This window comes from Phoenicibacter congonensis, assembly GCF_902386915.1.
GTDB lineage: Bacteria > Actinomycetota > Coriobacteriia > Coriobacteriales > Eggerthellaceae > Phoenicibacter > Phoenicibacter congonensis.
In genome coordinates this window covers 1093822-1118907 of the sequence record NZ_LR698997.1, presented here as the reverse complement: position 1 = coordinate 1118907, position 25086 = coordinate 1093822, and the positions used below count along the sequence as shown (strand labels likewise).

Annotated in this window: 24 protein-coding genes; 20 read left to right on the top strand and 4 right to left on the bottom strand. The window is 40.6% G+C overall.

All coding sequences use genetic code 11. The features are described from left to right. Window positions 1–5: 5 nt before the first annotated feature. From hemW to FXZ76_RS04750, 20 genes are all read left to right on the top strand, one after another. Window positions 6–1115 (top strand): radical SAM family heme chaperone HemW, encoded by a 1110-nt coding sequence (gene hemW, locus FXZ76_RS04840; RefSeq protein ID WP_079536159.1) that lies wholly within the window; start codon window positions 6–8, stop codon window positions 1113–1115. 66 nt (window positions 1116–1181) lie between these two features. Further along, window positions 1182–2009, top strand: a complete 828-nt coding sequence (locus FXZ76_RS04835; RefSeq protein WP_079536156.1) for an HrcA family transcriptional regulator — start codon at window positions 1182–1184, stop codon at window positions 2007–2009. 17 nt (window positions 2010–2026) lie between these two features. Continuing rightward, window positions 2027–3175 carry a molecular chaperone DnaJ gene (gene dnaJ / locus FXZ76_RS04830; RefSeq protein ID WP_079536154.1) on the top strand — a complete coding sequence of 383 codons (1149 nt, stop codon included), beginning with the start codon at window positions 2027–2029 and terminating at the stop codon, window positions 3173–3175. A gap of 26 nt (window positions 3176–3201) precedes the next feature. Beyond that, window positions 3202–3972 carry an RsmE family RNA methyltransferase gene (locus tag FXZ76_RS04825; RefSeq protein WP_079536152.1) on the top strand — a complete coding sequence of 257 codons (771 nt, stop codon included), beginning with the start codon at window positions 3202–3204 and terminating at the stop codon, window positions 3970–3972. Continuing rightward, a complete protein-coding gene (locus FXZ76_RS04820) occupies window positions 3973–5139 on the top strand; it encodes a MiaB/RimO family radical SAM methylthiotransferase (protein ID WP_079536150.1) in 1167 nt (388 codons plus the stop codon). A gap of 19 nt (window positions 5140–5158) precedes the next feature. Then, window positions 5159–6049, top strand: coding sequence for an rRNA maturation RNase YbeY (ybeY, locus tag FXZ76_RS06390; protein ID WP_197682108.1), 891 nt, complete (start codon window positions 5159–5161; stop codon window positions 6047–6049). A 20-nt stretch (window positions 6050–6069) separates the two neighbouring features. After that, entirely contained in the window at window positions 6070–7023 is a 954-nt protein-coding gene (era, locus tag FXZ76_RS04810; RefSeq protein ID WP_231961759.1) for a GTPase Era, read from the top strand. Window positions 7024–7171: 148 nt separating this feature from the next. Continuing rightward, window positions 7172–8791: a PASTA domain-containing protein gene (locus tag FXZ76_RS04805; protein ID WP_079536148.1), complete on the top strand. Its 1620-nt coding sequence runs from the start codon at window positions 7172–7174 to the stop codon at window positions 8789–8791. A gap of 25 nt (window positions 8792–8816) precedes the next feature. After that, a complete protein-coding gene (recO, locus tag FXZ76_RS04800; RefSeq protein ID WP_157887300.1) occupies window positions 8817–9581 on the top strand; it encodes a DNA repair protein RecO in 765 nt (254 codons plus the stop codon). Window positions 9582–9768: 187 nt separating this feature from the next. Further along, the gene (locus FXZ76_RS04795) at window positions 9769–11709 is read left to right on the top strand and encodes an NADH-quinone oxidoreductase subunit 5 family protein (RefSeq protein ID WP_231961758.1); all 1941 of its coding nucleotides are present in this window, start codon (window positions 9769–9771) and stop codon (window positions 11707–11709) included. Between the two features lie 3 nt (window positions 11710–11712). Continuing rightward, on the top strand, window positions 11713–12624 hold the full coding sequence (locus tag FXZ76_RS06450; protein WP_231961757.1) for an NADH-quinone oxidoreductase subunit H: 912 nt from the start codon (window positions 11713–11715) through the stop codon (window positions 12622–12624). A 15-nt stretch (window positions 12625–12639) separates the two neighbouring features. Then, entirely contained in the window at window positions 12640–13227 is a 588-nt protein-coding gene (locus tag FXZ76_RS04790; RefSeq protein WP_079536143.1) for an NADH-quinone oxidoreductase subunit B family protein, read from the top strand. A 16-nt stretch (window positions 13228–13243) separates the two neighbouring features. Continuing rightward, a complete protein-coding gene (locus FXZ76_RS04785) occupies window positions 13244–13723 on the top strand; it encodes an NADH-quinone oxidoreductase subunit C (RefSeq protein ID WP_079536140.1) in 480 nt (159 codons plus the stop codon). Then, window positions 13723–14811 carry a hydrogenase large subunit gene (locus FXZ76_RS04780; RefSeq protein WP_079536137.1) on the top strand — a complete coding sequence of 363 codons (1089 nt, stop codon included), beginning with the start codon at window positions 13723–13725 and terminating at the stop codon, window positions 14809–14811. The genes FXZ76_RS04785 and FXZ76_RS04780 overlap by 1 nt, the downstream gene beginning before the upstream one ends. 10 nt (window positions 14812–14821) lie before the next feature. Beyond that, the gene (locus FXZ76_RS04775; RefSeq protein WP_079536133.1) at window positions 14822–15208 is read left to right on the top strand and encodes a 4Fe-4S dicluster domain-containing protein; all 387 of its coding nucleotides are present in this window, start codon (window positions 14822–14824) and stop codon (window positions 15206–15208) included. Window positions 15209–15216: 8 nt separating this feature from the next. Further along, entirely contained in the window at window positions 15217–15777 is a 561-nt protein-coding gene (locus FXZ76_RS04770) for a CDP-alcohol phosphatidyltransferase family protein (protein WP_231961756.1), read from the top strand. Window positions 15778–15782: 5 nt separating this feature from the next. After that, a complete protein-coding gene (locus FXZ76_RS04765; RefSeq protein WP_079536130.1) occupies window positions 15783–18041 on the top strand; it encodes a VanW family protein in 2259 nt (752 codons plus the stop codon). Between the two features lie 2 nt (window positions 18042–18043). Then, complete coding sequence (locus FXZ76_RS04760) at window positions 18044–19396, top strand: D-alanyl-D-alanine carboxypeptidase family protein (protein ID WP_079536127.1); 1353 nt, start codon at window positions 18044–18046, stop codon at window positions 19394–19396. A 38-nt stretch (window positions 19397–19434) separates the two neighbouring features. Then, window positions 19435–19896, top strand: a complete 462-nt coding sequence (locus FXZ76_RS04755; protein ID WP_079536124.1) for an FHA domain-containing protein — start codon at window positions 19435–19437, stop codon at window positions 19894–19896. A gap of 12 nt (window positions 19897–19908) precedes the next feature. Further along, window positions 19909–20292, top strand: a complete 384-nt coding sequence (locus FXZ76_RS04750) for a hypothetical protein (protein ID WP_079536121.1) — start codon at window positions 19909–19911, stop codon at window positions 20290–20292. A 292-nt stretch (window positions 20293–20584) separates the two neighbouring features. Here the strand turns inward: FXZ76_RS04750 and FXZ76_RS04745 are convergent, their stop codons facing one another. From FXZ76_RS04745 to selD, 4 genes are all read right to left on the bottom strand, one after another. Next, on the bottom strand, window positions 20585–21769 hold the full coding sequence (locus FXZ76_RS04745; RefSeq protein WP_079536119.1) for a glycosyltransferase family 4 protein: 1185 nt from the start codon (window positions 21767–21769) through the stop codon (window positions 20585–20587). 191 nt (window positions 21770–21960) lie between these two features. After that, complete coding sequence (locus tag FXZ76_RS04740; protein WP_079536116.1) at window positions 21961–22632, bottom strand: winged helix-turn-helix domain-containing protein; 672 nt, start codon at window positions 22630–22632, stop codon at window positions 21961–21963. After that, the gene (locus FXZ76_RS04735; protein ID WP_079536114.1) at window positions 22633–23955 is read right to left on the bottom strand and encodes a glutamine synthetase family protein; all 1323 of its coding nucleotides are present in this window, start codon (window positions 23953–23955) and stop codon (window positions 22633–22635) included. It lies immediately after the preceding gene. A 17-nt stretch (window positions 23956–23972) separates the two neighbouring features. Beyond that, window positions 23973–25067: a selenide, water dikinase SelD gene (gene selD, locus FXZ76_RS04730; protein WP_079536111.1), complete on the bottom strand. Its 1095-nt coding sequence runs from the start codon at window positions 25065–25067 to the stop codon at window positions 23973–23975. Window positions 25068–25086 lie beyond the last annotated feature (19 nt).

Sequence of the window (25086 nt, the reverse complement as noted above, 5' to 3'; positions counted from 1 at the left end):
TTAACATGCCTTTTGACCCGCATAAAGCTTTATATATCCATATTCCTTTTTGTTTAAGCAGGTGTAATTACTGCGACTTTGCGACAGAGTCTTGCAAAAGCGACTCCAAGCATGTTCGCAAATACCTGGATAATTTGATGTTTGAAATGCGGGAATCTTCAAAGAAAGGACTCTTGTCAGAAATAGAAACTGTCTACATTGGTGGGGGAACCCCAACTCATCTTGGACACAAACAATTAATCGAACTATTGTATTTCCTCTCAACGATGCTCTACATGAAAAATGTTAAAGAATTTACTATTGAAGCTAATCCAGAGTCCCTAACTGAAGAGATTGTTAAAGACGCTTGGGCTTTAGGTGTAAATCGCATTAGCATTGGAGTTCAATCTTTTGATGATGGGGTGCTAAATGCGCTTGGTCGAGCACATGATTCTGATCGTGCCAAACAGGCAGTTGAGGTTGCGAAGTTGCGCTTTGAAAATGTGAGCGTCGATTTGATGTGTGGGCTGCCTGGGCAGACAGAAAGCATGTGGCAAAAAGATCTAGAAACAGCCGTTTCTTTGGGGGTTAAGCACATCAGTGTTTATCCATTGACGATTGAAGAACAAACGCCTTTTTACAAACAGTGCATGAAGGGACAAATGAGCTTTCCTGATGAAGATTTGCAAGCAGACATGATGAATGATGCTGAAAGAATTTTGAAACCTTGCGGGTTTGAGCGCTATGAAGTAGCGTCTTATGCAATTCCCGGTTTTGAATCTAGACATAACATTTCCTATTGGACAGGAGTTCCATATCTTGGCTTTGGTAGAAGTGCTGCAAGCATGACTCAAAATGATCAGCGCAGAATGCGAATACAAGACGGTGTTGTTACCGATGATTTAAATAGAGCACAAATGGAAGCTGAAGACGTTATGCTCATGTTCAGAATGAGTAAAGGTGTCGGTGATTCAAGGATATTTCAAGCATCCAACTATTTGCCAGAATTACAAAATACTCTAGAGAATTTAATTGAAAAGGGCTTGATAGGGCATGTTGATGACAGATATGTCCCAACTAATAAAGGATGGCTTTGTGGCAACGAACTCTATGGCGAAATTTTTGATTTGGCTTAATTGTGTTTTCTAAGAGCTCACAACTAATTATTATGTCCTAAAAGGAGATAGTGTAGGGATTGTTTGATGCATACCACTGCTGGTGTAGTTTTGTTGCTCTTTAGCACTCCAATCTTGAGAGTGCTAAAATTCAAGTTGGTGATAAAGGTGCTATCAGACAGAAGACAATACATATTGCGTGCATTGATTGAAGAGTATATTCTTCGAGCAATGCCAGTGGGTTCAAAAACGATAGTTGACAACTATGACGTTGATGTGAGTTCAGCTACAGTGCGCAATGATTTGAATTATCTTGAAGAATGCGGCTACATTGCTCAGCCTCACACTTCTGCTGGAAGGATTCCGACAGAGGCAGGCTATCGTGAGTTTGTAGACACGCTCATCGATGAAGAGTTTTATTGCGATGTTGCTGAAGATGAGGAAGAGGATTTTTCTTCCTATGTATCCAAAATTAGAAAGTCGGCAGATGAAATAGATGCCATGCTTGAAGAAATTTCTATGAAGCTTTCAAGCATCACCAATAATTTGTCTGTAATTTCTTCAAAGAAAAAAGAATCCGGTCATGGACACATCGCAAAGCGAGGCATTTCGTTAATAATGAGACAGCCAGAGTTTCGTGATTCGACAAATCTTTTGCCGTTGATGGAGATTCTTGAAGATGACACTGTTTTATACAGAACACTTTCAACACCTTCAGATGGTGATTCGCTTCAAGTTAGAATTGGGAATGAAAACAAATCGAGCAATTTGCGTGGCGTTTCTGTTGTAACTGCAACGTTTGGCACTTCAAGAGATGGCGGGATTGTTGCAGTCATTGGCCCAACACGCATGAATTATGAAAATGTAATAAAGGCAGTTTTGCAAGCGCAAAATGTGCTTAATGATATTAGGTAGTTTTGAGAGGATAGATTTTGGCAGGTAAAGACTTATATTCCGTGCTTGGTGTTGACAAAAACGCTACGGAAGCTGAGATAAAAAAAGCATATCGCCATCGTGCGAGGGAGCTGCATCCAGACGTTAACAAAGCTCCAGATGCTGAAGAAAAATTTAAGGAGTTAAATGAGGCCTATGACATTTTGTCTGACCCTCAAAAGAAGGCACAGTATGACCGTTTTGGGACCATTCCTGGTACTGCCTCTTCGGCTGGTCCTGGTGGAGCAGGGTACGTTGACTTTGATGATTTGTTTGGTGGCGGCTTTGGCGGCATGGGTGACATTTTCTCGACTTTCTTTAGCGGCTTTGGAGGTTCAGCGGGAGTTCGTCAGGTTCGCAAAGAAGGCCGCGATATGCAAATTGGCCTCAGAATTACTCTCGAGGAGGTTGCGACTGGTTGCAAAAAAGAAATTGTCTATGACAGACTTGCTCCATGCCAGGATTGCCATGGCACTGGACTAGGCGAGAACGGCAAAGAGGTCAAATGCGATGCCTGCAATGGCACTGGACGTGTGGTAACTGTTCAGCACACATTCCTTGGAGATATGCAAACTGCCACTGCTTGCAGTGTTTGTAACGGCACAGGAACAAAAATTGAGGGTGCTTGCTCAGAATGTGGTGGTCAGGGCCGAGTGCCAGATCGTCAGCGTGTTTCTGTTGAGATTCCTGCTGGAATTCAAGACGGACAACAACTCCGTGTTTCCGGATATGGTGAAGCAGGAATACAAGGTGCTATGGCAGGTGATCTGATAGTCACAATCAGAGTTCAACGCCATGATTATTATGAACGTCATGGCAATGATTTGCATGTTTCGTTGTCAGTTCCGATGGTTCAGGCTGCTCTGGGTGCAAATCTTGAAATAGACGGAATTCTAGACGGGGAAGTCGTCACTGTGAAAGTTCCTGAAGGTTCTCAGACTGGTGATAAAATCCGCGTTAAAGGGCATGGCTTGCCAAAGTTTAGAGGGGCAGGCCGTGGTGATATGATTATTCATGTTAAGGTTGAAATTCCTAAAAAACTAAAGAAGAAAGAACGAGAAATTTTGGAGTCATTGGCAGAAGAAATGGGACAGCCAACAAGCGACACAAGATCTCCGCTTGAAAAATTGCGCGATGCATTTAACTAGCAATTCCTACCCAAACTGATAAAACAATGCATCATTATTTCGTTGAAAATGAAAACATAGAGGAACTCACAAATTTAGAGTTCCTCGTTGTTTTTTCTGAAGATGACAAAAAGCACATAAAGGCTCAACGCCTGAGAATTGGCGAGCATGTTACTGTTGTGGATAAATCTGGAAACTATTTTGAGTTAGAAATAACTGATATTAGAGATTCGGATGTTTTTGCAAAAATATCAAAGCGAGTATCGCATAAGGAGAAAAGCTGGTCGTTAACTCTTTTCCAAGGGATTTCAAAAAACACAAAGCTCGATGAAGTTTTGCGTGCAACAACTGAAATCGGCATAGATAGATTTTATGCAGTTAACATGGCTCGTTCTGTCGCAAAAGTTAAAGAAAGTTCTCTTGTTAATAAACTCGACAGATACAAAAACATTGCAAAAAGCGCATCAATGCAATCTGGACGGGCAACCATCCCACATGTTGATATCTTGAACAATGAGCATGACTTTCTGCACAAATTAAAAGATTTTGATTTGGTTATAGTTTTTTGGGAAAAGGCAGAAGAGAATAGCTTCGTTGATTCTGCGATTAAACAGAAGATGGGAAATTGCAAATCTCTAGTTAAACAGATTGCAGTTGTCATTGGACCAGAGGGTGGCATCACTGAAGAAGAAATTGCAGCTATTTCAAAAGAATCAACGTGCAGTGTTTGCACTTTGGGTGACACAATATTGAGAACAGAAACTGCAGGTGTCGTATCTTGTGCGTTAGTGAGTTTTGTTCTTGGGAGACTTTTATAAATGAGTTTCGCTGTTGTTAATTTGGGTTGCAGGGTAAATCGCGCTGAATCTGATTTAATCATTGAAAAAATGAAAGAAACTGATGTTGTTGCACCTCTTGAAGAAGCTGATGTTGTTTTTGTGAACACTTGCACAGTTACTGGTGTTGCTGAAAAAAAGACTCGGAAAACTGTTAGAGGTGTTCTTGAAAAAAACAAACATGCAAAAGTAATAGTAACAGGCTGTGCTGCTGAAATATCTCCTGATTATTACGAAGGGCTTTCAGACAGAATTGAAGTTGTTAGCAAATTTGACCTTCTTGCAAACACAAGCAAACCGCTAGATTTGGACTCGACAGCGATATCTCGCGTCAACGTTAAAATCCAAGATGGATGTGACAATGCTTGCACTTTTTGCATAGTTCATGTCGCGCGAGGAAAAAGCATTTCAATCAAAAAAGAAGATGTTATTCGCCAATGTGTTGAACTCGACAAACAGGGTGCATCAGAAATTGTGCTCACAGGCATAAATTTAGGCAATTACTCTGATCCATCTCTCTCCGAATTATTGCGAGAGTTGTTAGATTCTACGAAGAATTGCCGGTTTCGAATTTCTAGCATTGAACCTCCTGAGGTGACCGGTGAACTTTTGGAGACAATTCAGAATGCAGGTAGTCGGGTTTGCAAGCATCTTCACATGCCACTTCAATCTGGTTCAAATCGAATTTTGAAGCTAATGGATCGGCATTATTCAGCTGAGCAATTCATTTCATTATGCGAAAAAATCTATTCTCTGATGCCAAATTTTTCATTGTCTACCGACATAATCGTTGGTTTTCCTGGTGAGACTGAAGCTGATTTTAAAGACACTGTCAGCCTTGCAAAAAGGTTACATTTTTCAAAAATACATGTTTTTCCATATTCAAAACGAGAAGGCACTCCTGCCTGTTCCATGGAGAACCAAATCCCTGATGGCGTTAAAAAACAACGCGCAAGCGAATTGCGCAAATTGAGCTACGCTCTAAGAATTCAGGAGTTCAACAAAAGAGAGGGATGTCAAGAATGGGTTGTTACCGAAAACGATTGTCGTGCAACAACAGATTCATTCTTTACTATTAAATCGGCAACATTTAATGAGCCAGGTGAGTTGTTGCTTGTAAAATTGAGTAAAGAAATGTTTTGTGAGTGATTTACGAAAGCAATTTAATTTGAATATCTTAATCAATAACGAAGTAGGCGATGCTACATTTTCTGAAGATGAGGTGCGCGATTTTGCATCTCATTGTCTTGCCGAAGAAAATGCGCCTGATGAGTCGGAAGTGTCAATTTCTTTTGTTGATTCAGACACAATTCATGAGTTAAATCGAGACTATCGTGGCATTGACGGGCCCACAGATGTTCTTTCTTTTGAATGTGATGGGGCCATTTTAGAAGACGGAGCTGAAATTTGCGTGTTAGGCGATGTTATTATTTGTCCCGAAGTGTGCATTAAACAATGCGAAAACTTTGGAAACACTCCTGCACAAGAAATGCGACTCATGCTTTGCCATGGTATTTTGCATCTTTTAGGCTATGACCACATTAAAGATGATGAAGCTGCAACCATGGAAAGACGCGAGCATGAAATCTTGTCATCTTGGTATGGCTATGAAATTCCAAAGATCGAGCACACTAATCACAGTGAGGATGCATCAATTCCAAATCTTGATGACAATTTCGTGCACCACTCCCTTAAAGAATCACCAATTCCTTTTCCAAAAGCTTTCGGTTTTGCATGTCAAGGAATTGCTCATGGAATAAAAACTCAGCGTAATTTCAAAATTCACATTCCAATTGCAGTTTTAGCTGTTTTGTTTGGAGTTCTGTTGAAGCTTGATGTTGCCTCTCTGTCAATCATCGTAATTTGTGCGTTCATCGTTTTGACACTTGAGCTTGTAAACACTGCAATAGAGTCAATTGTTGATTTGGTTAGTCCTGAATGGAGCCTTCTTGCAAAACATGCAAAAGATTGTGCTGCAGGAGCAGTTCTTTTAGTTTCTATCATGAGCGTTATTGTTGGTTTATTGATTTATATTCCAGCTATAGTTCATCTTTTTTAAGCATTTTTTAGGAGACTTTAGTGGATTTAGATTCCTATTTCAAAGAAAACAAAAGTGATGTTGAAGATTTGCTTGACGTCCCAGAAGGTTTTAAAAGTGGCTTTGTCACTTTTGTTGGAAGGCCAAATTCTGGAAAATCTACTTTACTAAACGCTCTTGTTGGCAAAAAAGTAGCAATCACATCTAAAGTCGCCAACACAACACGTCATCGTTTTTCCGGGGTTATTAATCGTGTCGACTGTCAAATCATAATAGTTGACACTCCTGGAATACACAAACCTAGAGATGTGATGGGCGAAGAGCTAAATTTGGCCGCCTATCAAGCATTACAAGATAGTGACGTTGTTTGTTTTCTTGTTGATTCAACTCGACCTTTTGGTAGGGGAGATGCGTGGGTTCTTGAAGAAGTTAAAAAAAGTTCAGCACATAAGTTTTGCCTTTTGACTAAAACCGACATCGCCACCGATGAGCAGATTTTGTTGCAAATTAAACACTTGAGTGAGACGTTTGATTTTGAAGAAATCGTTCCAATTTCTGCATTTGACAAAACTAACATTGACTTGCTCATTGATTTAATAAAGGACAGGATACCTGAAGGCCACAGATGGTTTTCAAGCGATGAAACTAGTGATGTTGATGACTATGTTTATGCTGCTGAGGTAGTTCGTGAGCAAATCTTGCACGATTTAAAAGAAGAGCTTCCTCATTCAATCGGTGTTGTGACCGATGATATTTATGAATCTTCTAATGGGAAAACGTTAAACATCTATTCGACCATTTATGTGGAGAGAGACTCTCAAATTGGTATTGTAGTTGGAAAAGCAGGTTCTCAACTCAAAAGAATCGGGAAAAATGCTCGAATTGAACTTGAGAGTTATTTTGATAAGAATATCAACTTGCAGCTCTCTGTTAAGTTAAAGAAAAATTGGCGCCGCGATGATAACGCAATTAGAAAGTTTGGCTATTGCCAATAGTTTGACAAAGTTCACTTTCAGCCAATTAATTCATCATTTTTAATTTTATAAACTTTGACCACTGTTAGTTGTTGTCCTAGAACACAACCTCTAGCGTGTGTTTTATAATTTGCTACATTGATTATTTTTAAGTTAAAGGGTAACAACAATGATTTGTCCTAAGTGCGGAACTCCCAATCGAGCCAGTGCCAAGTTTTGTGATGAATGTGGATATGAACTGCCTAGCATTGCTCCAATTGCAAGTGAGATTTTTGAAGATGAAGAACTCTTGGCCACTTGTAAACCAAAATCAGCGCCTACTGCTGACCTGAAGGGTATTGACTACACTAACGATTCTTCTTTTGTTGAAGATTGCCCTTTGCAAGAAGAAATTAGAGATTTTAAAGATCAAGTTGGCGAATGCTGCGATTCTCAATCGGGCGACAGAAACCTTAAAGATTCTCTTGAGACAGATATTCGAGCTCAAAAAGATTTTGATGACACAAGTTCGAAAGAATTTGCAACCACAGATTCAAGCGATGTAACTCAGGCACAAGAGTCAGTTCAAGACCCAGAAATTACTGCCGTAATTGAGCCGTTTGATGTAGATAGTGATGATGAGTCTGGGGTTTCGGGGAATTTAGATTCCCAGATTGCAGCAGATTATGCCGAAGATGAATTTGCTGGACAAACTGCTGTACTAGAGCCTGTTGACGATGATATTAAAAATGAGTTTTCAAACTTCGATGTTGATAAAACAGCACAATTAACTCCAGTTGAAACTGACAATTCATCTTCAGATGCGAAGAGCTATTCAGTTGGGTCTGTCGATGAAAAGAAAAATTTGGACCCCAAGAAAAAAAGAAATGCAGTCATTGTTTGCGTTATTGCCGTTTCTCTTGTTGCACTCGCAGCGCTCACCTATGCTTTGCAACTTTGGGGAGGAAAAGTTATACCCGATGTTGTGAACTTGAATGAGGCAGATGCTAAAGCACAGGTGGAGGCTGCTGGTTTTGTGGTTGAGGAAGAGCAAATGCCAAGCGATGAAGTTGAGGGTCTTGTAATTGAGATGGATCCAGGAGCAGGCACCCGTGCTGCAAAAGGTTCCACAGTAACACTCAAAATTTCGACCAAGCGTGTTATTCCTGACATTGTGGGCATGTCAAAAGATGACGCAAAGCTAGTTATGGAAAAAAACGGTTTTACAAATTTTGAATTCACAAGCGAAAAATCTGACGAAAAGGAAGGAAGTGTTCTTTCAGTAACACCAGCTGTTGACACTCCCACTAAGGCAGATGCGAGGGTGGCAATTGTTTTTGCTGAGCCCTATCGCGTTCCTGATGTTGTTGGAATGAGTGAGGATGATGCCAAGAAGGCAATTGAGGATGCAGGCTTTAGCGTTTCTTCCGTTGAGGCCTTTAATGACGATCAAAAAGAAGGAACAGTTCTGTCTACTAACCCTGAGAAGGACACTGCTTTAAAGAGTGGGTCGGAGGTCACAATCACAGTTTGTGTCCACAGATCAACAAAACTTGTTGAGGCAGCACGCGACTTCTTTAGTGGAGCAAATCACTTTACAATGGATGGGAAGAAATATGAGCTTGAGAAAGTAACTGCTCTTCAGTGGACTAGTGGTGGAACTGTCGCTTTTACCATCACAGCGCATCAATATGAAACTGTCTTTGGGCTTCAAATCAATAACCCTACAAGCGAAACCATTCAAGGAGCAATTTCTTTTGACGATAACAGCAACATCGTAGCTATTTCTCCGAACATAAAACAGGCATAGATGGTTTCATCAGCTGGGGTTGTCTTTGACTAAAAGTTATCCATCTCGCACATATGTCAGTGACGTTGTTGTTATTCACAAGACGAAGTTGTCTGAGAATGATTTGATTCTTGATCTTCTAACTCCTGATGGTGCCATCATTCGTGCAGTCGCTAAAAGTGCCAGAAAGCCAGGCAACACTTTTTCTAACAGGCTCGATTTGTTTAATGTGGCTCATGTTTGTATTGCAAGAACTAAAAACTTGCACATCATCAGAGAAGCGAAGCTTTGCACAAGTTTTGAGAACTTAAGAGCCGATTTTTTTGCCTTTTCTAGGGCAAGTCTCGTTATGGAACTATTGTGGCGTCTCTCTTTTCATGGGCAAGTGTCGCCTGTCATGTGGGAATTTGTCTTAAAAACTCTCACTCTCATGAACAATAACATTTTTGCTACTAAGGAACTATCTATTACTGCAGCTTTTAAAATGCTTTCTATTGAAGGCTTTAGACCGCAACTTTCAATCTGTTCGCATTGCGGGAATTTGTTGTCATGTGACTTAGATAGGACCGCGTTTTCGCCTTCAGAAGGAGGCATTCTTTGTGCTGATTGTGCAAGCGAGAATAATTCTTTTGAAGTTTCGTTGGAGTCTGTTTGTGTTTTAAGGTGGATGATTTCTTCGACCTATGAGGAAATCCTAAAGGACATTAATTTAGTTCATGGAAAAGTCTATGAACTAGCCAAGATCTTGAAGTGGTGGGTTAGATACCACATTGGTTGTAACCTTTTGAGTCTGCAACTTGCCATTCATTAGCATTTATTTTTTACTCGAAACACAAATTTACAAAATTCATATTATTTGATGTTACGGCTAATGAATTTGTAACACATGCGAGTTGAAACACAAAAAACGCGTTCAAACCTTCCCTTTCTTTTTACGCTCGCCAAAAATAAACCCGATTACTTGGTTCATAAATAGTGCGTTGCTAAAATTAACAGTCATGGAAACTATATTTACACTCATACTTATCCCTTTTGCAGGTGCATTGTTATGCTTGGCTTTGAAAGGCAAGGCAAGAGATGTCACAGTCATTGTCACATGTCTTCTAACGGCTTGTGCGGCAATTGCATTTGCAGCTATCAGTTACATCTCTGGAGTTGATCAGTCAAAACTGCTAATTAACTTTACTTCTCATGCATTCGACTACATTTGCTTCGGAATCAATGTATTGCTGATGGTTGTTGTTCTCGGGTTTTGCTTTAAATATAAAAAAGTAATTCCCGCCATTCTCGCAGCTTTGCAGTTAGCTTTTGAGTTCTATTTAGAATTTAGCCCTGAAAAAGCTTCAGTTCATGTCACAAACGGATTCTCTGTTGACATGCTCACTTTAGTAATGACGCTAATTATTGGCATTATTGGAAGTGCGATTTGCGTTTATGCCATTGGCTACATGAAAGACTTCCAAGACCATGAGCCAAAGGATGCTAAAGACAGAAGATCATTCTTTTTTGCCGTTTGTGTTGCTTTTTTGGGAGCGATGTTCTTAATCATCTTCTCAAACGACATGAATTGGATGCTTTGCGGATGGGAAATGACCACAGTTTGTTCATTCCTTCTTATCGGCTACACTCGCACAGATGAAGCAATTAAGAATTCATTTTTGCAAATAACCATGAACCTCATTGGTGGTTTGGCTTTTGCTCTTGCTATCTTTTTGTCTTGCAAATATACAGGAACGGCTGAGTTCAACGAATTTATTAAGATTGGTATTCAAGACCCAGTTATTGTGATGATTCCACTTGCGCTTTTTGCACTTTCGGCTTTTACAAAAGCGGCACAAATTCCATTTCACACTTGGCTTTTAGGCGCAATGGTTGCACCAACTCCTACTTCAGCTTTGCTACACTCGTCCACAATGGTTAAAGCTGGTGTTTTCTTGCTTGTAAAGCTCAGCCCATTGTTTGCGGCTTGTGAATTTGTTGGAATGGTTGTGTGCCTTGTGGGAGGTTTGACTTTCCTGTTCGCTTCACTCTTTGCGATTTCTCAATCAAACGGAAAACGTGTTTTGGCCTATTCTACAATTGCAAACCTTGGTCTAATCACAATGTGTGCTGGCATCGGAACAGATATTGCAGTTTGGGCTGCGGTAATGTTGATAATTTTCCACGCAATTGCGAAGTCTATGCTGTTCCTTTGCGTTGGAACTGCCGAACATCACATTGGTAGCAGAGACATTGAGAGTTTTGACTTGCTCTTTGATCGCATGCCTAAGCTTGCACGTTTCATGATGTTTGGAATTCTTGCAATGTTTGTTGCGCCTTTCGGTATGCTCATCGCGAAATGGGCAGCAATCATTTCTGCAATTGACTTTAAAAACCTAACACTTTTAGTGTTTCTTTGTTTTGGCAGTGCAGCTACTTTTATGTATTGGGCGAAATGGCTTGGAAAGCTCGCTGGCATAACTTCTTGCTCAGAGAATGTCGAGAAGACTGTCACCAACACGGAGAAATTCACATTTAATTTGATGGCAATTTTGCTAGCAGTTGCAAACATTTTACTGCCAGTTTTGTCAATATTTGTCGCTGACAAAGTTGGAATGTCTCTGCTAGGAACAAATGAGCATGCGACAAACTACTTGTCTTTAGACATGCTTATTTTCAGTGCAGTGATGGCAATTGCTGTTATTTATTTCTTGTTTGCAATAGTTGGAAAGACAAGACGTGCAGATGATCGACAGCTAACACCATACCTAGCAGGCGTTACTGCCGATTCAGGCAAGCGTAGTTTTGAAGGATCTCTTGGTGAGCCTGTTAGCGCTACTGCGAGAAATTTCTATCTCGATAAATATTTTGGAGAGAGCATTACTCCGCTTGTTCAGGTCTTTGGTGGCGCATTAATTGTAATTTCATTAATCTATTCGATATTTATTTTCTTGGGGTAGGCAATGGTTGATTTTGATTTGACATATTTTTTAATCCTCATTGCCGCTAGCGTTGGGTTTGGTGTTTTCGGCACGATAGTAGGCTGCCTTCTTGCAGGTGCCGAGCGTGTTATTGCGGCAAAGATGGAAGGCCGCGTTGGACCGCCTTTATTGCAGCCTTTCTATGATGTTAAAAAGCTTCTTGTTAAAGAGAAGGCTTCTATCAACACATCCGAACGTGCCTATGTAGCATTTGGATTGATACTTGCAGTCATTGCTGGCGGTATTTTCTTTTCTGGTGGCAATTTGCTCATGTGCATTTTTGTTATTACCTTGTCGGCATTGATGATTATTTTGGCTGCCTATTCCTCAAGGAGCCCTTATTCAGAAGCTGGAGCTGCTAGAGAAATTCTGCAGGTTATGTCATATGAGCCTATGGTTCTTTTCTTCGCCGTAACACTTGCAGTGTTTGCCGTTACACAGGGTGTTGGCGTGTCAGAATCAATGAATGTTTCAACATTTATGAACCTTGGTGTTCCCGCTATTGCTGCTTGCTGGATTGCTTTTGTCGGTTTAGTTTATGTGTTGACTATCAAGTTGCGCAAATCACCATTTGATCTTTCGTCATCACATCATGCGCACCAAGAACTTGTGAGTGGCATGACAACCGAAATGTCTGGCAGAACGCTTGCTCTCCTAGAGATTACTCACTGGTTGGAGACAGTGCTGTTTCTCGGTTGGGTGGCATTGTTTTTCGTAAACTCGAATCCGGCTTCAATTGCTATAGCTGTTGTTGTGGCTCTTGTAATTTGGTTTCTAGAAATTGTTATTGATAGCAATGCTGCGCGTGTAAAATGGCAACTTATGTTGTTTAGCGCATGGGCTGTCGCATTTATTTGTGGCGTAGCGAATTTGTTTGTTCTTTTAGTCTTTTAGTTTGGGTGATGCATTTTGAGTAATAAGACCACATATCTATCAAAATCTCCATGGGTCATCCATTATGATGCCTCTAGTTGTAACGGTTGTGACATTGAAGTTTTAGCAACTCTTTGTCCTGGCTTTGATGCTGAGCGTTTTGGCGTAATCAACACTGGCAACCCAAAGCAGGCTGACATTTTTATGGTCACGGGCTCGGTTAACGAAAGAAACATCAGTGTTATTAAAGAAATTTATAACCAGATGCTTGAGCCAAAAGTAGTAGTCGCTTGTGGAATTTGTGCCTGTTCAGGAGGCGTCTTTCACGATTGTTACAACGTGATTGGTGGCGTTGACCAAGCAATTCCTGTCGATGTTTATGCGCCTGGTTGTGCAGTTCGTCCCGAGACATTAATTGATGCCGTTATTGAGGCATGTGCAATTCTTGAGGAAAAAGCCGCAGCAATGAATAATCCGAATAAGCCAGCGCAAGATAGTCCAAGTGACTCTGATGAAAATGAAAGTGCATCGGAAAAAACAGAAGATGAGTCAGTTGCTGTTGAGAGCAGTGATGAGACAACAACTTCAGCAACGGATGGTGCTGAGTCGAATAGTAAAAACTAAGAGAAAGAGGTGAGTTATGCAATTTAAACAAGAGTATGCACCTCTTGCACCTGCTCAAATACATGAGTTGGCACAGCAAATGCTTGATGAGGGCAGTCGCTATGTCCAAATTCTTGCAGTAAACAACGATGATGACATTGATCTTGTTTATAGCTTTATGACTCGTGACGGTGAGTTAAAAGACTTCAACGTAGATCACCTTGCAAAAGATGCTTCGGTTGAATCAATTTCTGATTTATATTTTGAAGCCTTTGTTTGCGAGAACGAGATTCACGATTTATTTGGAATATCTTTTAACAATCTCGTGCTTGATTTTGCAGGCAAGTTTTATGCATTATCTGAAGAAAAACCAATGACTGTAATTTCGGCTAAAGAGCTTGCAAGAAGAGAGAAAGAAGCTAAAATTGCAGCTGCAAAGGCAGCAAAAATTGCGAAGGCAAAAGCTGAGGCAGCGGCAAAAAAAGCGGCAGCTAAAAATGAAGGAGAGGAGGAATAATGGCTAAATCATCGGTAATACCTTTTGGTCCGCAGCATCCTGTTCTTCCTGAACCGCTTCATTTAGATCTCATTGTCGAAGATGAAAAAGTAATCAAAGCTGTTCCTCAAATTGGCTTTGTTCATCGTGGACTTGAGAAGATGGTTGAAAAATATGACTATCATCAGTTCATTTATTTTGCGGAAAGAATTTGTGGAATTTGCGCTTTTGGTCACACGCTGGGTTATGCAGAAACCGTTGAGAAGCTCATGAATGTTGAAGTTCCTGAGCGTGGCCAATATCTGCGTGTTATTTTGCATGAATTATCAAGAATTCATTCTCATTTGCTTTGGCTGGGACTTGCGGCAGATGCTTTTGGTTTTGAGTCGTTGTTTATGCATTGCTGGAGACTTCGCGAACATGTTCTCGATATTTTTGAGAAGACGACTGGTGGACGCGTAATTTTGTCTGCCAACCAGGTTGGTGGTGTTAAGCGCGATATTGAAAACTCTGAGCTTTCGGCAATTTGTGACATCCTTGACGGGCTAAAGCCTGATTATGCAAAAATTACCAACACTTTGTTAAAAGACTCAAGCATCAAAAACAGATGCGTTGGTGTTGGAACAATTACAAAGGAAGAAGCACAGAACCTATCAATGGTTGGTCCTTTTGGACGTGCAAGTGGGCTTGAATATGACGTTCGTTCATTTGGAAAAGGCGCATATGCTAATCTTGACAGCTTTGAACCAATTACTTCAAATGAGGGTGACTGCTATGCTCGCATTAAAGTTAGAATGAAAGAAGTTCTTCAATCAATTGACATCATAAAGCAAATGGTTGATAAGATTCCCTATGGTGAAATTGCTGTGACAGTCAAGGGAGATGTTCCAGACCGTGCTCAGGCATCTAATGTGCTCGAGCAGCCTCGTGGCGAATGTTACTATTATGCTCGCGGAAATGGCACTGTTAACCTTGCCCGCATGAGAATGAGAACTCCGACCTCACAAAACATAGCTGGAATGACAGCAGCTTTGCAGGGTTGCGATTTGGCTGACGTTAATATGATTATCCTAACAATTGACCCTTGCATTTCATGCACTGAGAGATAGGGGAAGGTTTATGGGTGTATTAAATTTCGTCACAATGACAATTCCTAGCATCTTCAAGAAGAAGGAGACGCTAACATATCCTGTCGTTAAAAAAGAGCCATATCCTGGGCAAAAAGGCAAAATTGTTATCGATGCTGACAAATGCATTTTGTGTGGCAGATGCGCAAAAACTTGTCCTTGTGATGCAATTGATGTTTCGAGACCAAAGAAGAGCTGGTCGATAGATCACTTCAGATGCATTACTTGTTCATCTTGTATCGAGGTGTGTCCAAAGAAGTGTCTTTCAATGGACCCTCAATATGAGTCGGTTGCACGTGTTAAAGTTGCTGAAGTTGTTGAAGTAAACCTTCCAGAGAAGAAGCCAAAACCAGCTGAGAATTCGGACAATGAGATATAATCTCCTTCGTGGAAAATTCGCAGGTAACAGCTAACGAAGAAGAGGTATCAAGCAAGATTCTCACAGTTCCTAATGTAATTTCGTTCATTAGGATGTTGCTTGTTCCTGTTTTCTTTATCCTTCTCACAAACGGTCAGAGGATACCAGCATTGGTTGTTTATGCCGTGTCCGCTTCAACTGACTTTTTGGATGGTCAAATTGCACGTCGCTGTCATTGTGTCTCGCGCCTCGGACAACTTCTAGACCCTTCAGTTGACACTCTTTTGATGGTTTCTGGCGTAGTCGGAACATGGCTTTATTGTGGTCTGCCAACTTGGGTTTTAATTGTCGTTTTTGCTCGAGAAGTGTTTGTTTTGAGCGGTGGTTTTTGGCTTTTGCATGTTAAGCACATTCGCATTCCAGTTGTTTATCCTGGGAAAGTGGCAACTGCTTTACTGTTTTTTGGCATGTGTTTACTGTTTTTAAATGAAGCAGGGTTATGGTTTGTATATTTTGGTGTAATCTTGCAGTTGGCAGTTACCGTCTATTATGTTTATAAGGGAGTTCTGGCCCTAAAAACCTGTGATTAGGAACTATGCCAACTAAAAGAAAGCCGACAAGAAGAACAACATCAACAGATAAGAAACCTCAAGCGTCACGCACTAATACAGACGCTCGTGAGGCGGTCTCTGGCCCGCGAAATAATTCTAAGTTTTCTTCTGATAGCCTCTCAACTGAAAAGACTAGAAATCGCAAACGATCAGTTTCTTCTTCTGCAAGAATTCCAAGAGAACTAACGAAAAGTAGCTCTATTTCTGGAGGATCTAGTCGTAAATCCAGGGCTAACTCAAAAAACAAGTGCACAAGCATTCAACTTGAATCGTTTAATACTCAGAAAAGCAACAGTTCATCGATTGCAGGAGCTTTGAGCTCTGTTGGCAGTTCAATTGCCCACTTGTTTTTATCTCTAAGTTCTAGAACAAGAATAATTCTTATTGTAATTCTTGCGCTTCTTTTCTTTTTTGCTGTTGACACCGCCAGCTATGCAAACAAGTTTTATTCTGGTGTAAAAATTGGCGATGTAGACGTTAGCGGAATGAGTGTTGATGAAGCTAGAGATGCACTCAAGTTGCATTATGATGACAACTTAAACAATAAAACCATCTATGTTTTTACTGATGAAACTTCTTATAACGAAGTTAATCTTGACGACTACTTCGAACAGCAAGACAAGATTGCAGAACAAATTACTTCACTAGAGCAAACCAACGACGCAAAAATCCTCCAAACGAGTGCTCATGAAATCGGTGCTCACTACAACTATGACAAAGCTATAAACGATGCTTTCAAAGTTGGGCATGGTCTCAATATTTTTGAGCGTATTGGTGCAAGGCTTTTAAAAAACGTGACTCCACTCAATCTTGAAACAGGTGATGGTCTTGAAGTTTTCTATTCGAAGGTCGCAGAATCTAGCGGTTATCCTCATGTTGACTATGGAATAGAAGTCACGAATGGTAACGTTAATGTGACAGAAGGCCATGATGGAGAAGCTGTTAATAGGGACTATTTCTTAACTTCTGTGGTTGATTCATTGAAAGAGCAAACTAAAGATCCAAAGAAGTTGTTGTTTTCAATCGAAGCAGATCCTGTAAAAATTGACAAGGGAGCTGCCGAAACGGTTAAATCCCAAGTAGAAACTGCAATTTCTGAAGGGGCTGTTTTTAACTACAACAACAAAGATATATCGATTTCTAAAGAGCAAATGGGAGATTGGGTAACAACGCGCATTGATAAGTCGAAAAGCGCATGGAAGCTAATTGCTACTGTTGACGATAACAAGGCTATGCAATCTCTTTCTTCATTCATTGCTGATGAATATGGCAGATCGAAAATGGCTTTGAATATACAGAAAGACGATGCGGGTAATATTAAGATAAATCCAGTCGGAGATGATCCTATTCCGGATTTACAACAGGCGGTAAATGTTGTAAAAGAGAACTATTTTTCAGAACATGTAAAACGCGACAAAATTCAAATTAACGACAGCTCGCAGAGAAGCGATTTTGATTTTCAAACAGCGCTAAATCTTGGGTTAATAACAAAAGTTTCATCTTTTACAACGCAGTTTACAAACACATCTTCAACCGCCAACAGAAATCACAACATTGCACTTGTTTCTGAGACTATATCAAACACGATAATTTCTAAGAATAATGGAGAGTTCTCATTTAACACTGCCTCTGGGCCTTGCGATGCCGAGCATGGCTATCTTGATGCTGGAACTCAAGTAGGTGGTCAAATTGTCCAAGAAGCCGGTGGGGGAATTTGTCAAGTTGCAACAACTGTTTTTAATGCTGCATACAATGCTGGTCTTCCAATCACAGAGCGCCACAACCACGCTTTGAGAAACCTTTCATATCCCGATGGGCTTGATGCTGCAGTTTATGTCAATGAGGAAAACCATGCCTGGGACAATGATCTCAAATGGGAAAACGACACAGATTCTGATCTTTTGCTTGTCGCTACACACGATGACAGCTCTGTAACTGTGACGCTTTATGGAGTGCCAAACGGAAGGACGATTCAATCGATTCCAGGTGAGTTCACAGAAGGGGAGAAGCATAAGATTATTTTTGAGGACAACGCATCTCTTACAGAAGGGCAGTGGACAGTAAAAACAGTTGGTACAGATGGTACTGATGTTACTGTTGAGCGTAAAGTTTACGATGCCAATGGCAATTTGTTGTATGACAACTTTTTCTCATCTTCCTATTCAAAACAAGATGAAGTAATTTATGTTGGACCAAATGCCGACACTGAAAAAATCAAAGAACTCAGAGGCTACACCGAGTAAATATGAATACACAAGAAAATAAATACAAATCATTCATTAAGCGCACAACTTCAATCGTTGTGGCTGTAGTCTTTTCTCTTTCATTAACTTGCACTCCATCGTCATTTGCATTTGCTGATTCTCGTTCAAGCGACTATATAGTTTCAGGAAATGTGGAAGAGCGTGGTCTTGGAGCATCTGAGGCACCCAACATTTTTGCCACAAATGCAATTTTGAAAACTTCAGATGGAAAAGTGTTATTTTCACGTGATGCTGATGCGGAAGTGAAAATTGCAAGTTTAACTAAGATTATGACAGCAACTGTTGCTCTTGAGAATTCTTCATTAGACAAACAAATTGTTGTAAGCGAAAATGCGGTTTCAACTGGAGGTTCAAACGCAGGACTTTCAGCAGGTGACACTATGACTTTGTCAGAAGCTCTTTATGCACTCATGATACCTTCAGGAAATGATGCAGCAACCGCCATTGCTGAGAGTGTTGGCAAAGATCTCGCAAACACAAGTGACAGTCAGGCAGGTTATGACGCTTTTGTTGCAAAAATGAACTCAAGAGCGTCTGAACTCGGTTGCACCCACACAAAATTTACCAATCCTCACGGTCTAGACGAAGATCAATTTTCATCCGACAGTCACAGTTCTGCTAATGATTTGATGACAATAATTGAAAATGCGATGAAAATTGATGCTTTTAAGGAAGCTGTTAAGAACTCGTCACATGATTTGTCATACACAAACAATGGCGAAAAAAAGACTAAGACTTTAGAGTCAACAGATGAACTTCTTGATGTGTATGATGGTGCTTGTGGAATTAAAACTGGAACGACTGACCTTGCAGGCTATTGTTTTGCTGGAGCGTGTGAGCGTGATGGTGTGATGCTTTATTCTGTAGTGCTTGGATCAAGTGATGATTCTACTCGTTTTGAAGACACAAAAAATCTCTTTAACTGGTATTTTAACAACGTTGTTGATTATAAGTTTTCTAATGCAGAAAATGACATTGTTGCACAAGTTTCAAATTCTGCCTGGCTCGACAAAACAATAGCTGCCAAGCTAGAAGACACTTCAGCTTCAGCCAAAGTTTTCAAATATGATGGAAATGTCTCACAGCATTTTACATTTAATAATGTTTCTGGTGCTGTAAAAGCTGGTGATGTTGTTGGGCATGTTGACTTCATCCAAGATAACAAGGTTATCTCTGCTCAAAACGTTGTAGCTGCTGAAGATTGTGACGCTCCTGATTTCTTAACTTCGCTCTCTTTTGGTCTAACTCGTTTTGTTCATAACTTCACAGGAGAAGCAAATTCCGCAACGACGCAGATTTTAAACGACACCCCGCTTCTGATAAAATTTAACTAGTTCACAAAACGTACTTTAATTACTATTTTGGAGGAACAATGTTTGACAAATGCCCAGTGTGCGAAAGCAAAATTGAAGATGGGATTGAGAGGTGTCCTGTTTGTGGCTTTCAATTGATTGGTGCTACTCAGCAATTTTCTCCAGTTCAATTTAGTGGCTCTTGTGCGACTCCTTCACAGCAACCAGAGCCTAATTCCAAGACTGCCTATATCCTTGTTCTTTCAGGCATTACAAAAGGTTCACGTTACGAGTTGAAGCAGGGGACAGAGCCCACCTCGATTGGTCGCGACCCTAAACGTGACATTTTTTTAAATGATATGACTGTTTCCCGAAATCATGCTTCCATTGTTTTCGAACAAAATGAATGGATTATCCGAGATGAGGGTTCTTTTAATGGAGTTTGGGTCAACAACAAAAGTGTTGAGACTAAAGTTCTTCAGAATGGAGACATTATTCAACTTGGGAACTTTTCTCTAGAATTTCAATGTTATGTAAAATAGGGCTGTGATGTTATGCCTTCGCTAACATCATTATTAGCTAAAGCGACCGAAGATCTTGGGGGCGAGCCAAAACAATTTGTTGCTGTTGCAAAAAACAACACGGCCTATAAATCTGCAATTCGAAAAGTTTGGCGTGATGATGCTTCTTGGAAAATGATTTTGGAGCACACAAATGCTTTTTATGTGCGTGAGGATAATCGTCCAAAAAAAGGTCCTGAAAAGAATAGGAAGCATTTCATTGCTGAAGTTGTCATTGATGACCCTCTAATTCGCTCTGAAATTGACACTCATCGAGAAATTATTTTTTGTCATTTGAAAATGCTTGGATTAGACGTTGATGAATTAAAAATAATTCCTGCAAAGGGAAACATGAGAAACAGGCATCCTTTTCAATAAGCTGCCTGCATATAGCCAATTTTGGCTATATTTATTTTCACAATGGTGGCAGGGCAAAAGACAACACTGGATTTACCAACTTCCACATCATCGTCTACGCTTGTGTCAATGAAGTGGCATTCTTCTTTGTTAGCTACATTACTCGCATATCTGCCAGTTATGCTCGTTTAATTGATGACTTCATCTAGACCGCTCACACTTTTGCCAGCTATGCTGATTGTTGACGATAGTAAACTCACTAACACTTGAGTTAGTTAGCTGGTTTTAACCTTATTTAGTCAGTTACGCTCGCTCATTTGCCTTTCGTGTCTTCATTTTGGTCGTCGTCAGCTTTGCTGCCGGTGCTTACTTTCTTGCGGCGCATGCGTGGATTGTAGTAGTGTTGCAGCACAGGCTCGAGAAGATGCAACTTAAGTATTGCATATCCTGTAATCCCAGCAGCAACAAGCAAGCTAACAGGTTTGGCTATTCCTTCAAATTCTGCAAAGACTAAACCGCAAACAGAAAGAACGGCCGACCACGCCCACATAATGAGCACGGTTTTTCGTTGTGAAAATCCTGCTTGCATTAGGCGATGGTGAATGTGCCCTTTATCAGGAGAGCCAACAGGTTGATGTGCTTTTTTGCGGCGGATTATAGCGACAAATGTGTCTGTAATTGGAACTCCTGCGGCCAAAATCGGGACCAACAATGAAAAAACAAATGCAGTTCTTGCAATTGCTAAAAGTGAAATTATCCCTAGACACAAACCCAGAGTTAAACTTCCAGAATCTCCCATGAAAATGCGTGCTGGGTGAAAGTTGTATTTCAAAAAACCAACGCAAGCACCAATTAGAATGATTGAAAAAATCATTGCATCAATTCTGTTGGCAAGTGCACCATAAATGCCAATTGTAAGAGCAGTTATGCAACTGATTCCAGAAGCCAGGCCGTCGAGTCCGTCAATTAAATTGATAATGTTTGCAAAAGCTACAAGATAAAAAATGGTGATTGGCCAGGCAAGTATGCCAAAACGAATGATTTCTCCTGCTACAAAAGGATTTTGAACGAAAGCGAATTTGATTCCGCCGGCACAAACAATTGTTGCAGCGATAATTTGCCCAACAAGCTTAGTTCGTGCGTGAAGACCAACAATATCATCGATTAGCCCTGTCACGAACATAACCACAACTCCGAAACACACAAGTGGATAGTTTATTCCTCCAGCAAGAAATGAAAGCTGATGTCCAAACCAACCAAAGTAGTGTACTCCAATGTTCAGTATGAGGTAGGAAATTGATATCCCGCCGAATATTGCAATGCCGCCCATGCGAGCGACAGGTTCTTTGTTTACTCGTCGTTCGTCAGGGTAGTCGATTGCATCAAAATTTAAGGCAACTCTCTTTGCGAATGGGGTTAGCGCAATAGTCGAAATTAACGCTACGGCAAAAAGCGTCAGAATCTCTATGTAATAGGCAATACTCAGATTGAAGTCCAATATTTCTTAACTGTTTTAGTAAACTACGACAAGCTACTATTAGTCTAAATTCTTTTTTCCATTAAGGTTCCTATTTAAAGCTTATGAGTTTGGCTATGCCCCCACAACGCCGATTGTTCAAAAACTCAAGTTGCTTCAATTTTGGCCCTGCTTTTTGTGGAAGCTCAATTCCATTAACTTGATAGCAAAATTTAAACATTCCACAAATAACCAACGCCTCGAACAGTTTCTAATCGTTGTGCGTTTTCTGGACCAATTTTTGCCCTAATGCGTCTTATGTGCACATCTACTGTTCTTGATCCACCTAAATAATCAAAACCCCAAACGCGTTTTAAAAGTTCGTCTCGCGAATATGAATGATTTGGGTGCGTAACCAAAAAAGCAAGCAGTGCATATTCCAAATAGGTCAAATCAAGCGGAATATCATTAACGTGAACTTGGTAAGTTCCGAGGTTAATAGTCATGCTTCCACAAGTTATAATTTCGCTTTTTGATGTTTCGGTTCCCGGAAAGAGTAAATTCTTAATTCTGGTCGAAACTTCAGCCTCGCTTGCATCTGACACTACAAAATCGCAGTTCAAATGCACTGGCAAACGGAAAGTGTCAACATCTTTTTGTGGACAAACAAACAAAATTGATTCGGCACCGAAAGTTGAAAACTTGTTTTTTGCCGTTCCTTCATCACCCATTCCACCTTCTGGCAGCTCAAAAATTACCAAGCTAGCTCCCTGAAGGTGGGAAGAGTTTTGAAACGATTGGTCATAACGACATGTCATTAAGTCGATATCAAAAACTTTCAATACATCTGCAAATTTCTTTGCACATTCGACAGTGTCTGCAACAAACAATACTTTCTTTTTCATCTACAACACCGCCAAATAGTTCTCGAGTTCATATTCATCAACCATGGATATGGCTTTATGCCATTCAGCTTTCTTTACTTTGAGCAGATAATCAAAAACAGAGTCTCCCAATGTTTTGCGCATGAGTTCACTTTGTTCAAAGCAATCAATTGACTGTCCCAATGTGTAGGGGAGGGTGTCTGATTCCAATTTTGTCTTCTTGGAATCTTCGATTGGTTCTTCGAGCTGCAAACCTTCCTCAATGCCAGCTAATCCGGCGCTAATAATTGCTGCTAGTGCAAGATATGGATTGCAAGCTGGGTCTGGATTTCTCAGTTCTATTCTTGAGCAATCTTCGGTGTTTGGTCTGTGACCTGGCACTCTGATTACTGTAGAACGGTTGTTCCTAGACCATGCAATTCGATCGGGCAAACAAGCATCAGAAATAATTCGCTTGTATGAGTTTTGGTATTGGTTGGTGACAAGACAGAACTCTTTCATGTATTTCAAAATACCTGCGGTGAATTGTTTCGCTGTCGTGCTCAAACAGTATTTATCTCCTGAATTCTCAGCAAAGAAAGCATTATCACCATTTTCGTTCGAAAGATGAATGTGCAGGTGCATGCTGCTTCCTGGCTGGTCGTTTCGAGGCTTTGGCATAAATGATGCGTAAACGCCATGTTTTAGAGCAATTTCTTTGACAGCAAGCTTGTAGGTCATAATAGAGTCGGCCATCGATAAGGCGTCCTGTGTTCTCAAGTCGATTTGATTTTGAGAAGGACCAGCTTCATGTTGCGATTGCTGAACTGGAATGCCAATGCTTTCAAGTGTGAGAACAGTGTCTCTGCGCAAATCGGTTGCGCTGTCAAGGGAAGTTAGGTCAAAAGTTGATCCGTCATCAAGAGGAATTGGTTTGTCTTTGCTCTGAAAATAAAAATACTCAATTTCAGGCTTAACGTTTACTATGTATCCCATTTTTGAAGCCTTTCGCAGGACTTCTTTTAAAATGTGACGTGTGTCTGAAGTAAAAGGAACGCCTTCAGGAGTCTTTATGTTGCAAAACATTCTGGCTACGCAGTTTTCATTTGGTCTCCATGGTAAAATTTGAAAAGAAGAGGCTTCTGGCCAGGCAATTACATCCGATTCGGTTGTTGACTCAAAGCCTGCAATGCAGTTGCCGTCGAGTGGCATGCCAATATCAAAAGCTCTTTCAAGCTCATTTGGAACGATTGCGAAAGATTTTAAGTTGCCAAGAACATCTGCAAACCAGAATCTCAAGAAATGCACGTCTCTGTTGTTAACTGTGTTTAAAACGTAATCTTCTTGAGCACTGTATTGCTTCATTTTGGCTCCTTTAAAAGCTATTTTATGATTTTAATTTTTCCAGCTTCACCATCAGTAATTTTACCAATAATCCAAGGCTCAAAACCACATCTGCTCTTGAATTCTTTTTCAAATACATCACATTTGTCAGGAGAAATTGAGCACAAAAGCCCACCAGATGTTTGTGGATCGCAAAGTACTCCCATGTGGTCGTCAAATTCGACATCATCCATGTCGCCTTTTTCCACAAAATCAGATGCAAATTCAATAATTCCGTCAGTTTTGCCAGGTCTGCAATACAGTTCTGAAAACTCATATGTTCTGTCGTAAAGTGGGAGGTTGTCCCACACAAGTTCAGCACTAACACCAGACGGTTTTAACATCTCATGCAAATGACCAGCAACGCCAAATCCAGTAACGTCTGTAGCAGCGTTAACGTCTGCAAGCATCATCGCTTCTGCACCCGCGCGATTGAGTTCTTTCATATACTTAATGACTTCGGCCATTTGTTCGTCGCCAATGAGGCCAGCCTTAAAAGCACTGTTTTGAATTCCAGTACCAATTTTTTTAGTGTAGTAAAGAATATCTCCAACTTTTGCGCCCTCATTTTTGACTACCTTTTGAGGGTGAACAGTTCCAAAAACCGAAAGGCCATATTTTGGCTCATCATCTTCGATAGTATGGCCGCCGCAAATAACGCCTCCTGCCTCTCTAACTTTGTCGGCTCCACCGCGAAGAACTTCGCCAACAACTTCAGTCCCAACAGATTTTGGAAAAGCAAGAATGTTCATTGCCACCTGCACTTTTCCGCCCATGGCAAAAACGTCAGAAAGCGCATTGGCAGCTGCAATGCAACCAAATTCATAGGGGTCATCAACAACAGGTGTGAAAAAGTCTAGAGTGAGAACAGCTGCAACGTCATCGCTAACTTGATAAATTGCTGCGTCGTCAGCTGTATCAAAACCAAGAAGGAGTCTGCCTCCTAACACAGAAACGTCTTGCTGTATATTAGCAAGAACTTCTGAGAGCTCGCCTGGCCCCCATTTTGCTGCTCATCCGCCTTTTTCCGTGAGTTTAGTTAGACGGACCTTACCATCTGGAAAGACCGTGTCTGCGATTTTGTTACATGACATGGATATGAACCTCTTTAAG